Genomic DNA, 11609 nt, shown 5'->3' with positions numbered 1-11609 from the left:
CTACTCTGCTTCTGGAAAATATTGGTTCAGCAGCCTTTTGCCGGGTTCACCCATCTGCCGTAACATTTCTTTTATTAGTTTTAGTGCTATCTGTGAAGGCACTGTATGCCTATTCTGCCAACGTTTGACTGGTTTTAATGAAACCTCTAATTTAGTAGCAAACTGTTTCTGAAAAAGATTGAGTTGCTGCCGAAGCTCCGGAATTAAATCTAAAATCTCCAGCTGCTTTCTGACAGACATCTCCTTTTTCTATCCCCATAGCAATGACTAGGATAGGACAGGTGTCTTATTGTTTATCTCCTGCTTAGGGAATATTTCTCAGGTTATACCAGTAAGCTGGGTTTCTCTGCCTCTCTTCCTCTTATTGACAGTGTGACAAGAAAGCAAATAAGTCTTCCATATCATCTTTCTCTACTAAATCAGGGAGAAGGGGCATACCGTAAGTATCCAGCATTTAGAAGTTAGAACGAGAAAAATTAAATTAATTTTGCTAAAAAGAAGCTATATTTTATTTTTTGTCAAGTATCTAAAGATAGTTACATTAGAGGCATTTTTCAATGAAACTATCTTTAGATAGATATTTTATCTACCTTAGTCTGTTTTTTTCACAAGTTGCATAAGAGCTATTTACAGCCGATAGCCCGTGATGGTTGTAAAAAAAACATTTCTTTTTCTTTAAAGAGATAACTTTCTCAATATTCATCTAAGTACAAGCAAAAACTATAACGCCTTTAACTAACTCTGGTGTCTCGTCAACATGGACATTGGGTTGCATAAGCCCTAACCCAATCCGAAAGTGCTTCAACTAAATACTTATAAAAACTTATACAGGGCTGTTTTGTCAATACTAAATACTAAGAGGATATTTTATGAAAACTAAATTTAGCTCACTCGTCATCAAATCAGTGGTTACTTCTTTTGCAACTACTCCAGTTAATATCCAAACTGATATTTATAAACCTTTAACGGATCTATTTCCTTTACTAGTAGGGACAGAAATACTTCCACAAGAAGAAGAACAGTTAGTTCAGCTTCACCATGAGATTCGCTTTCAAATTAACAAAATTTTTACTCCTATACAGCAAAGTCAGTTTGAAGCTACCTTAGAAGAAGGTGGAAATTTTAGAGATGCTTTCTGTGCAATGAATGTTTCTTCTCAAGAACAAGCACAATTGCGTAAAGTTTTTCAGTTGTCTTGCATAAAATTAGCTAATCTGCTTACCCCTCAACAGGAAATAAAAATTCTGCAAAATTTGCAAGATCGTTATAGAAACGCAAGTATTAAGAATAAGGAAATAGTAAAGCTGTTGACAGGTTTATTGGAGATTTCTTGGCAACCATCCACAGTGTCAGCATGAGCCTCAACCTTGGGGTTCTGAGGGTGAAACTTGAGTTTTCCAATGTTTGGGTGGTCGAAGATTTTCCGGTAAGATTGTTGTGCGAATTGTTTTAAGATGCTAAAACTTCATTGAGGATAACAACAGCTAAACCAGGAACATTACGAAAGCCTTTATCGTTGGTAAGAAATTGGTGGCAATTAACAGATAAAGCTGTTGCAGCATGAATGGCATCGGGTGTTTTGAGGTTACTTGTAGCCCGAATATTTGCAGCTTGTCGTAGTATTGATTGACTAATGGGAATTAATTGTACTTGAGATGACAATAAGAGTTCTTGATAGTCTGTAACTAAAGAATTATTACCATTACGCAATGGAACAACTAAAACCTACATTAATATTAGTTCACTACTGATGATTTGAATTTCTCCTGCATAAAACTTAGACCATAGTGGTTTCAGAAGAGAGTAATAATCAGAGATGCCTTCAATAGTATAAATAGCCACTGAAGTATCTATATAAATAGAGCCACTTGCTGGAAGCATTAGCTGTCCCATGATAAGCGTTCTTGTTGTAGTTGTCTGTCTATATCTTCAGCAGTTCGAGAAGGGTGTCTCTTACGGCTTTCTTCAATAATCTCTAGTACAGAGCGATGTTTTGGTTCAGCTTTTTCTGGTAATATTACAAATACATCAACGCTATAGCCTATTTCAGCTTCTGGAATTTCAATTTCTATTTTGTTTCCTGGTAAAACTTTGGTTGTGATACGTAAAGCTGATTGCATTGTTTTTCCCTCAACATTTATTAATACTGTAGGTAAGATTGTTCTCTTCTATATTCTCCTACAAGTTTTTCGGTCAGAATACCCAACTGAATTCTGACTCCTAAATTCTGTTCGATAAAATTAGAATTATAAATAAATTTCTCGGTATGTCTGTATTGTTATCAGACATAGCTTTTATCTTCCTCATCTCCCAAATATTTACGGAGAATTTTGGTAAAAACTATAGCATTAAGTGAAACTGGTAGAATGCGCCCAAATAAATAATGATGCTGCGGTCACTCAACTTGATTGTCGCCAATCTGTCGGTGCTTCTATATAATCAGGTAGACGAGTGGTGCGATCGCCAAATGCTTTTTTAATCTGCTGCAACTCTAAATTTTTAGCCCCTGTTAAAATCGTCCCTTCCAGTTTGACATCACTCAGGTCAGCTTCTAAAAAGTTCGCTCCCATAAGGTTTGCCTGAGTCAGGTTAGCTTGATAAAAGGTTGCTCTATGCAGGTTAGCTCCGATGAGGTTTGCTTGATACAGGTCGGCTTCCGTGAAACTGGCTTCTGAGAGGTTGGCAAAATAGACTTCTGTTTGGTGGAGTTTGGCTGCATTCAAGTTAGCCTCAGAAAGGTTGGCACCATTCAAGTTAGCCCCTGAGAGGTTGGCACCAATCAAACCCGTCATCTGGAGATTGGCTTTACCCAGTTTTGCTCCTTGCAAGTTAGCTAAAAATAGCTTTGCTCCAGAGAGGTTAGCCATTTTTAAGGTCGCTTGTTGTAAGTTAGCTTTATAAAGGTTTGCTCCTTGTAAATCAGCTACACGCAAACTTGCTCCAGAGAGGTTGGCTGAACGTAGGTTAGCTCCAAAGAGATTAGCACGGTTGAGATTAGCCCAACACAGGTTTGCTCCACAGAGGCTAGCTTTTAGTAATTTGGTTTCATAGAGAATAGACTTAATGAGTTTAGCGCCGTTCAGGTCAGCCTCACTCAAGTCGGCTCCACGCAGGTCAGCTCCACTCAGGTCAGAACCACGTAAGTCTGCTTGTTGCAGATTAACTCCTAGCAGGTCTGCTCGCCTGATGTCGATATTACGTAAATCAAGTTTCTGATCTTTTGGGTCTTCGAGTAAATTACGCCTGCCGATAACAGCTAGAGCTGCTTGAATATCGGTGCGGATTGTTGGCAATTCTTCATGGAGATTTTGCTCTAACTGCTGTGTCGGACGCAACTCACCTCTACGCCTACCTGAGTAAGCTGCTGGTGAATATTCCAGTTTTTGTTGCTCTACTCTCACCTGCTGGATAGGTGCATTTTCTCGCACAAAGGCAGTGAGAATTTCCATGATTGTCCAGTGTTCTTTAGGAAAATCTTGGGCAACTCTTTCTAATGCATAAATTGCGCCTGTCCGGGTTTCAACCTTTTCATGACCAAGCTGGGCAATTGCTCCCATAAAGCGCTCTGAAATCAATCTGTCTTGATTGACTTTTACATTTTGAATGCCAATTTCTAGGTTTTTCTCACTTGCGATCGCATTTTTATGCATCGCTTGGGCACGCTTTGCTGCATAATAAGTATTAAACATTGCTGCCGATGCGAGAAAAACTATTGCAGTAGTTGTTAATGCTTGGTTTCTATACTGAATTTTTTCCTGAATTGACAATTCTTTAATACTGGATAAAGCGAAAAAAATTACAGTCAATGAACAGCCAAATATAACTGTTATAGTTATCAACCAATTCAAAAGAGCGTCTGTCTTTTTAGAAGACATGGTAACGATTTTCCTTACAACCTAGAATTATTACTTAGATGTTGAGGAAAAATAGTATAGCATTTAGCAGAAAATTATAATAGGTGTTAAGACACTCATTTAACCAGGTAATGACATTGAATATACTATACCGTTTCTGGTATGCATGAAGTACATTTTTTAACCTTCTCCTCCAACCCCCTTTTTACTAAGGCTGCGGTGTACACATAAGTCTTATAACATTCCTCCATAGGCTTTTGATTCCCCCAACCCCCCTTTTTAAGGGGAGCAAAAACCTCTTAAAATTCCCCAATTTATCGGGGAATTTAGGAGGATCTAAATGCTGTAAGACAACTCTAAAATACTTGTGTGTACACCATAACCTTACTAAGGAGAGGGGAGTGTTTGTTTTAACAAATACGCAGTGAGATTCAGACTGTATTGAAACCGCTATAGTACATTAAAGCGAAAATTGGGCACTCATTTAAAATCGGTAAAAACCCACGCTATAAGCTTTTTTACTTTTGACTTGCGTCTTGCAAGACTAATTTTTTAATCAGAGAATTTAGCTTCTCTGAGGTTTGCCCCACCAAGTTTGGTATCATTGATAACTACCTCATTCAGCCTAGCTAAATATAAGCTTGCACAATGTAGGTTAGCTCCTGAGAGGTTAGCTCCTGAGAGGTTAGCTGCGCTAAGAATTGCTCCTTCTAGATTAGCCAAATATAAGTTAGTACCTTCTAGATTAGCTGCACTGAGAATTGCTCCTGCAAGATTAGCTTCTGTGAGGTTAGCTCCAGCAAGATTAGCTTGATAGAGATTTGTCTGTTTTAGGTTCGCCTGATTGAGATTTGCTCCCCTCATGTCCGTATGACTCAAATCAAGTTGCTCATTCTCTGGGTCTTTGTTTACATCTCTTCTAGCGATAACGGTAAGGGCTGCTTGAATATCTACACGAATTTTTGTTGACAGGTTGCTCGTTACTTTCTCTTGGGGTATAAAAGGAGCGTTCTCTCGTACAAAAGTAGTAAGTATGTCCATGATTGTCCAGTGATACTGTGGATGATTTTGGGCAATTTGCTCTAAATCATTAATTACAGCTAGACTGATTTCTATTGTCTTATTCCCTAATTGTTCAATTGCTATTCTTAAACGTTCTTTTGGCGAATGATGCTGAGTTTGTTGAACCTTTTCCTGGAAATCATATATCTTCAGACATATTCTTGATATCTGACTATTATTTGTCTGTAGAATATTTTTTATGCTATGAAAAGCATTAATAATTCCTGTAAACATTTTTAATTGATAAAATTAGGTTTCAAAAATTACTTGTACTCACTACTCTTCATCTTCACTATCAATTAACCCTGATCGTAATGAATTTGATTGATACCTAATTAGTGATAGAGCATTCAGAATCATTTATGAAAACCACTAATTATAAAGGATAGCCTTCTTTTACCAGAGACGCTATGCGAAGACGAAAAATTTCACAACTGGAATACTATTGTTATTAACTACTTCAATGCAGCAAAAATTACAGCCTATAGTTAAAGACCTAGTGCTGATTGGTGGCGGTCATAGCCATGCAATTGCGCTGAAAATGTTTGGGAAAAAGCCTTTACCCGGTATCCGTTTGACGTTGATTACCGCAGCAAAAAATACAGCCTACTCTGGAATGTTACCAGGACACATTGCTGGATTTTATAGCCACGATGATTGTCATATTGATTTGCGACCTTTAGCGAACTTTGCTCAAGCACGGTTGTATATTGACACAGTAGTTGCCCTAGACTTGGAAAATCACAAAGTTCTGTGTGCTAACGGGCTTGTGGTAGATTTTGATGTGCTGTCTATTGATATTGGCAGCACTCCGGCCACAGTGTCTGTATCAGGTGCAGCAGAATATGCGATCGCAGCTAAACCAGTATCGCACCTATTGGAACATTGGTATGAATTAATTGAAACTGTAGGTAAAAATCCTCAAAAACCAATTAGCATTGCGATCGTGGGTGGCGGTGCTGGTGGTGTAGAATTGGCTCTGTCAATGCAATCTCATATACACCGCATTTTACGTCAAACTCAACAACCAATTCAAAATCTGGAAATTCATTTATTCCAGCGTGGTATGGAACTAATGCCCAATTACCATTCATCAGTACGCCATCAAATTCAGCAAATTTTAACCGAGCGAGGTATTAAGTTACATCTTGGAGAAACTGTGTGTAAACTTGCACCTACAACTCGCAGGGAAACTAAAGAAATATTTAAGATTAAATGTGAATCTGGTTTGACAGTAGAGTGTAATAAAATTTTTTGGGTGACACAAGCATCAGCACCCGAATGGTTAAAAACGGCTGGACTAGGAACTGATGAACAAGGTTTTATTTTGGTAGAAGATACGTTACAATCTCAAACGCACCCCCAGGTATTTGCATCTGGTGACGTTGCCACAATAGTAAATCATCCGCGTCCGAAAGCTGGAGTGTTTGCTGTTAGGCAAGGTAAACCTTTGTTTGAGAATTTGCAGCGAATTTTATTAAGTAAATCGCTCAAACCCTATAAACCACAGAAACAATATTTGAGTTTAATTGGTACAGGAGACAAACGAGCGATCGCAACCAAAGGCATCTTCACTTTACCACCTCACAAATTATTGTGGTGTTACAAAGATTGGATTGATCGCCGCTTCATGGAACGCTTTTACTTTAAAGAAATAAGGGAGTAGGGAGTGGGGGAAGCAGAGGAAGCAGGGGAAAAATAACGATGTCCCTTGCCCAATGCCTAATCCCCAGTACCCAATCCCCTCATCAAAGCTGTTCAATTAGCTCAATAATTTGTTGATAATACTGAATATTTCCTTCTTGGTAATACAAGTCTGCGGATTTCTGGAAATCCGCAATTGCTCTTTGGGAGTCACCCAGATTTCGGTAGACATCTGCCCGAAGGATGTAAGCTGAAGCCCAATGAGGTTGACGTTGTAAAGCGAGGTTCAAATCTGTAAGCGCTCCTTGCAAGTCTCCCAATAAAGAACGGCTACGACCCCTATTGTACCAGTCTTCAGCAAAGCTAGGGTCGATCGCGATCGCCCGACTGTAATCTTCTATTGCCCCTTGATAATCTTCTAGGGCATAGCGGGCATTAGCACGATCGCTGTAAAATGCAGCAGATTGGGGATTTATTTGCAAAGCTTGAGTGTAATCTGCGATCGCACTTTCATATTCTTCTAAAGCATAATGGGTAGAACCTCGGTTGTAATATGCTTCAATTAAATCGGGATTAATTTCTAATGCCTGATTATAATCTGTGATCGCTCCTTGTTCATCCCCCAAAAGACGACGAGCATTACCTCGATTGCAGTACGCTTGCGAAAATTCAGGAACCAACTCTATTGCTTGGGTGTTATCATCAATTGCTCCCTGTAAATCTTGCAGGGCTTCACGGGCAATCCCCCGACCATAATAAGCTGCGGCTAAGTTATCATTAATTTGTAATGCCCGATCATAATCTTTAATTGCTCCTTTATGATCTCCTAAAGAACGACGAGCCGCCGCGCGATCGCAATATCCTTCAGCTAAACTAGGATTGAGTTGTAATAGGCGATTACTATCTTCAATTGCGCCTTGATAATCTCCCAGTCGGCGACGAGCGTTCGCCCGAAAGCCGTATACTAAAGCTAAAGTCGGATTTTCTTGTAACGCTTTGTCATAATCTGTGATCGCACCCTCATAATCCCCAAGAGTACTACGAACAAGACCTCGCTCAGAATATGCTTGTATATCATCAGGATTGAACTTTAATGCTTGGTTAAAATCCTCAATTGCTCGGTGATATTCTTTGAGATGAGCAAGAACTAAACCGCGATTGTAATATGCTCCGGCAAACCTGGGATTAATTTCTAGGGCGCGGTTGTAATCTGCGATCGCACTTTGATACTCTGCTAAAGAGTAGTGAGCGTTACCTCGGTTATGATAAGCCTCTGCCAAGCTTGGATTTAATTGTAATGCCCGGTCATGGTCAGCGATCGCTTCGGGAAAATTTCCTAAGATATGGTGAATATTACCCCGATTGCTGTAGGCTGCGGCAAAATTTGGATGCCATTGTAAAGCTTGTTGAAAATCAGCGATCGCTCCTTGATAATCGCCCTTTTCAAAACAACTTACACCCCGATTATGATAAGCATTGGCAATATCAATATTAATATTATCAGCTAACTGGGTACTAATTTCAATTGTTTGTATATAATCAGCGATTGCTTTGTCGTATTTTTCTAAAGCAAAGTAAGCATTACCCCGGCTGTGGTAAGATTGGGCGAGATTTGGATCGATTTGTAAAGCTTGGTTATAATCTGCGATCGCTCCTTCGTAATCGGCTAAAAAGTAACGTGCATTACCTCGGTGACAGTAGGCTGTGGCAAAATTGCGATTGATTTCTATGGCGCGATTAAAATCTGCGATCGCATTACGATAATCTTTGAGTTGACCACTTAGAATAATTCCTCGATTATAGTAAGCTTCGGCATAATTAGGATTGAATTTGATTGCTTGGGTGTAAGCTGCGATTGCCCCTTGATAATCCCCTTGCAAATTTTGGTTTAATCCTTGGTTTAATAATTCTTCAGCATTCATATAATTTTTTGGGATTTCGACATTATCTAGCTTTCAGGCAACGGGATTTTTAACGATATATTTTGAAAATCGCTCCAGCTACTATTGTGCCTCTTGCTAAGATTTTAATTCCTGATTTTCTGTGAGCTTATATTCAGTGTGACGAATTTCAGGCGACTTAAACAGCAGCAAGCACCGCAAATAAGAACGGTGGGTGTTTGACTCGCCGTTTTCTACTGGTATTGATATAGTAGCGGATAATACATTTAACCAAGTGCGATCGCATCTACTAGCAATATGCGTAAACAGTCTCAAAATCGTTTAGAACACTTTACTAGCCTAAAGTCCAAGTACCAAGCAACTAAATATAACGATTCATCACCCGCAAGTCTGTTGTATCTGATTTTACGAAAAGTTGATTTAGGTATTGAACTTAGTGATTTAGAACTTAATTGGTTGGGAGAGTCTGAGCTTAAAGAGACTTTAGAAGCTATCAAGCAAGAGCAGCAACATAGATTCCAAGAATTCGGCAATCTAGAATTTGAATTCTCAAAATTAAAATCTAAGTATAAAGCTACAAAAGATAACATTTCTTGGCAATCAAGTCGTCTGTATTTCCTTCTTTTGAAACTTGAGTCAGGAAATTTACTCACTGATTCAGAAGTTAAATGGTTAAGAGCAAACGGTTTACATGAGACGAATCAAATTGCTCAAGAGGTAAAACGATTTACTCAACTTAAATCTAAATACAAAGCTACTCAATATCAAGACTCATATCCTGATAGTAAACTATATCAAATACTAAAAAAATTAGAGGTTACACAAAGTTTAAGTAATTCTGAATATAATTGGCTTATTAATAACCAACTTTTGGAAACAGCAGAAATTTTTAAGCAGCAAGAGTCAGTAAAAGAAGCTAACTTTGCTGAATTAAAAGATAAATACCAAGCAATTAAGTATTCAGATTTATCATTATCCAGTCCGCTATATCTAATACTGCAAAATATTGACGCAAAAAATCATTTGAGTGATTCAGAAATTAACTGGCTGGAACAGAAAGGATTTAGCGAAACAATTGCCATTGCTCAAGAATTGGAACAAACACGAGAATTTGCTGCCTTAAAAGCTAAGTATAAAGCAACTGAGTATCAGGATTCAACGCCTAAGAGTCACCTGTACAAAATTCTCAAAAGGCTTGAATTGTCCAATCAGTTAGGTGAACAGGATATTAACTTCCTCAAAAAACGCAAGCTGACTGGGATTATAGAAATTGCAAATGAAAAATACGTCTCTACCCTAAAATATAAAATAGATTTAGGAGAACTACTTAATGAATCAGAAATTGAGTGGCTGAAAAATAATAGACGTGAAGATATCATTATTCTCGCTCAAGAAAAGCATTTTACAGCCTTGAAAACAAAATATGATGTTTTAGACTATCAAGATAAATCACACACCAGTCTTTTATACACAATTTTGCAAAAACTTGAGTTAAAAGAGCGACTTGAACCAACAGATATTGCTTGGCTTCAGGAAAATAGAATTGAAGTGCCTCTAGCAACATATAGTTATTATAGGTGGCAAAAAGAGCCTCAGTATCAAGGGATTAAATTATTCTCTGGTAAGATTTTGATTGCTTACCACACAATTGAGGCAAATTTCTATGAGCAGGAGTTTCAGCGCACTGAGAACAAATGGAACTTAGCAAATGCTAGTAGCCATTGGCGTAAAGCAGATGAACCAAAACAGGCATTGCAACTGACAAATAATTTGGAATTCGACAAAATTAAAGAAAATAAACTCAAGGCAGCTTTACTAACTAGCAGAGGTGGAGCCTTTCGAGATATTGAAAAACTAGATAAAGCAGAAAATTGCGCTCGTCAAGCTATTGAGCATCAACCAAAAAGCCATCACCCTTATACCTTGATGGGAGCTATTTGTTTTGAACGGCATCAATATTCAGATGGTGAGTATTGGTTTGAAGAAGCAATCAAACGTGGGGCTAATCCTAGAGATATGGATTCTGAAATCAAGCGAGTAGTGAAAAATGCTAAGGATGAAAACAAGCGTCGGGAAGTAATAGAGTACCTACTGAAAAAAGATTCAAAACGATATGCTTGGGCTAAGTCTTATCTCAAAAAAACGTCAGACAATGGTAAATAAACTTATAAGTCTCTCAAAATCAAGACGAGGAAGATAGGGAATTACTTATGCGATTAGCACCACTTTACCAACAAGATCGAGAACAGGCTAAACAACAAGGAATTCAGCAGGGAGAACGCTTGGTGGTGGAAAACTTGCTCAAAGTTCGCTTTGGTGAAATAGATAATGAGCTTCAAGCAATTCTTGAACCTTTATTGACGTTACCACCAGAAGAGTTTACGCCTTTACTGTTGCAGTTATCCCGTGAAGAATTAATTGATAGGTTTTCCTAGTGTCAATCACATATCCTTTACTAAAAAGGGAAAAGAGTTAAAGTCTTTTTCCTTTTTAGTTTTTCCAATTTCTACCTTACATTACAATGTAAACCCGAAGACGTTAATACAGTATTATAAAAATCAATTTATAAGTTGTTTAACCAATGAAAACTTTATTTTATAGGTTTGCATCGCAATGGATTTTCTAACAATTCTAGGATTAGCGGCTGCCACAATAACCACAATCTCTTTTTTGCCACAGATGTTTAAAACGTGGCAAACTAAATCAGCCAAAGATGTTTCTTTGGTGACGTTGATTACATTCATAACTGGTGTTTTTTTGTGGTTAATCTATGGAATCTATTTACAAGCATTGCCAATTATTCTTGCTAATAGTGTGACATTGTTTTTTAACTTGATAATTCTATGGCTTAAAATTAAATATAGATAAAGAAGCCCTGGCGACTATAAATCGCGGCTACACAAACTCTCGGCAGCCTGCGCGGACTAAAACGAAACACCTAACCCCCTAATCCCCTTCCCGACGCGGGAAGGGGGAAAAGTCAAAGTCTCTCTCCTAAGAGGAGAGAGATTTAGAGAGAGGTTTCCCAGATACCGTGAAAACCCACGTTCGCGTAGCATCTCGTAGAAAAGAGAAGGAAAAGTAGTTTTTGCCTATGTAGGCACGAATTCTATGAGACTCCATTATTCAAACACCCCTAAAAAACACC

13 protein-coding genes are annotated in these 11609 nt (G+C 38.2%); 5 read left to right on the top strand and 8 right to left on the bottom strand.

Annotated features, from left to right (window positions below):
• Positions 1-240, bottom strand: coding sequence for a transcriptional regulator (locus H6G96_RS01770; protein ID WP_190909643.1), 240 nt, complete (start codon positions 238-240; stop codon positions 1-3).
• Between the two features lie 629 nt (positions 241-869).
• On the opposite strand from H6G96_RS01770, the gene H6G96_RS01765 reads away from it, so the two are divergent.
• Positions 870-1358, top strand: a complete 489-nt coding sequence (locus H6G96_RS01765) for a hypothetical protein (RefSeq protein ID WP_190909642.1) — start codon at positions 870-872, stop codon at positions 1356-1358.
• Between the two features lie 91 nt (positions 1359-1449).
• On the opposite strand, the gene H6G96_RS41055 is transcribed toward H6G96_RS01765, so the two are convergent.
• From H6G96_RS41055 to H6G96_RS01745, 4 genes are all read right to left on the bottom strand, one after another.
• Positions 1450-1710 (bottom strand): PIN domain-containing protein, encoded by a 261-nt coding sequence (locus tag H6G96_RS41055; protein WP_242063136.1) that lies wholly within the window; start codon positions 1708-1710, stop codon positions 1450-1452.
• A 170-nt stretch (positions 1711-1880) separates the two neighbouring features.
• Entirely contained in the window at positions 1881-2120 is a 240-nt protein-coding gene (locus H6G96_RS01755) for a hypothetical protein (RefSeq protein ID WP_190909641.1), read from the bottom strand.
• Between the two features lie 279 nt (positions 2121-2399).
• On the bottom strand, positions 2400-3875 hold the full coding sequence (locus H6G96_RS01750) for a pentapeptide repeat-containing protein (RefSeq protein ID WP_190909640.1): 1476 nt from the start codon (positions 3873-3875) through the stop codon (positions 2400-2402).
• 531 nt (positions 3876-4406) lie between these two features.
• Positions 4407-5150: a pentapeptide repeat-containing protein gene (locus H6G96_RS01745; protein ID WP_190909639.1), complete on the bottom strand. Its 744-nt coding sequence runs from the start codon at positions 5148-5150 to the stop codon at positions 4407-4409.
• Positions 5151-5379: 229 nt separating this feature from the next.
• Here H6G96_RS01745 and H6G96_RS01740 point away from each other — a divergent pair, with 229 nt between their 5' ends.
• Positions 5380-6582, top strand: coding sequence for an FAD-dependent oxidoreductase (locus H6G96_RS01740; RefSeq protein ID WP_190909638.1), 1203 nt, complete (start codon positions 5380-5382; stop codon positions 6580-6582).
• Between the two features lie 82 nt (positions 6583-6664).
• On the opposite strand, the gene H6G96_RS01735 is transcribed toward H6G96_RS01740, so the two are convergent.
• Together H6G96_RS01735 and H6G96_RS01730 are read right to left on the bottom strand one after the other, a co-directional pair.
• Positions 6665-8482, bottom strand: coding sequence for a tetratricopeptide repeat protein (locus H6G96_RS01735; protein WP_190909637.1), 1818 nt, complete (start codon positions 8480-8482; stop codon positions 6665-6667).
• 96 nt (positions 8483-8578) lie between these two features.
• Positions 8579-8776 carry a hypothetical protein gene (locus tag H6G96_RS01730; protein ID WP_190909636.1) on the bottom strand — a complete coding sequence of 66 codons (198 nt, stop codon included), beginning with the start codon at positions 8774-8776 and terminating at the stop codon, positions 8579-8581.
• Here H6G96_RS01730 and H6G96_RS01725 point away from each other — a divergent pair.
• Both H6G96_RS01725 and H6G96_RS01720 read left to right on the top strand, forming a co-directional pair.
• Positions 8759-10624: a hypothetical protein gene (locus H6G96_RS01725; RefSeq protein ID WP_190909635.1), complete on the top strand. Its 1866-nt coding sequence runs from the start codon at positions 8759-8761 to the stop codon at positions 10622-10624. The genes H6G96_RS01730 and H6G96_RS01725 overlap by 18 nt on opposite strands.
• A 47-nt stretch (positions 10625-10671) precedes the next feature.
• On the top strand, positions 10672-10896 hold the full coding sequence (locus H6G96_RS01720) for a hypothetical protein (RefSeq protein ID WP_190909634.1): 225 nt from the start codon (positions 10672-10674) through the stop codon (positions 10894-10896).
• Positions 10897-11019: 123 nt separating this feature from the next.
• Here H6G96_RS01720 and H6G96_RS41050 read toward each other — a convergent pair whose 3' ends face one another.
• Positions 11020-11205 (bottom strand): hypothetical protein, encoded by a 186-nt coding sequence (locus H6G96_RS41050; protein ID WP_242063153.1) that lies wholly within the window; start codon positions 11203-11205, stop codon positions 11020-11022.
• Here H6G96_RS41050 and H6G96_RS01715 point away from each other — a divergent pair.
• Positions 11132-11329 carry a SemiSWEET transporter gene (locus H6G96_RS01715; RefSeq protein WP_242063147.1) on the top strand — a complete coding sequence of 66 codons (198 nt, stop codon included), beginning with the start codon at positions 11132-11134 and terminating at the stop codon, positions 11327-11329. The two genes, H6G96_RS41050 and H6G96_RS01715, sit on opposite strands and share 74 nt — an antisense overlap.
• The last annotated feature ends 280 nt before the right edge of the window (positions 11330-11609 follow it).

The organism is Nostoc sp. FACHB-892, from assembly GCF_014698795.1.
In the GTDB taxonomy this organism is placed as follows: Bacteria; Cyanobacteriota; Cyanobacteriia; order Cyanobacteriales; family Nostocaceae; genus Nostoc.
This window is presented reverse-complemented; position numbering and strand designations above follow the sequence as displayed.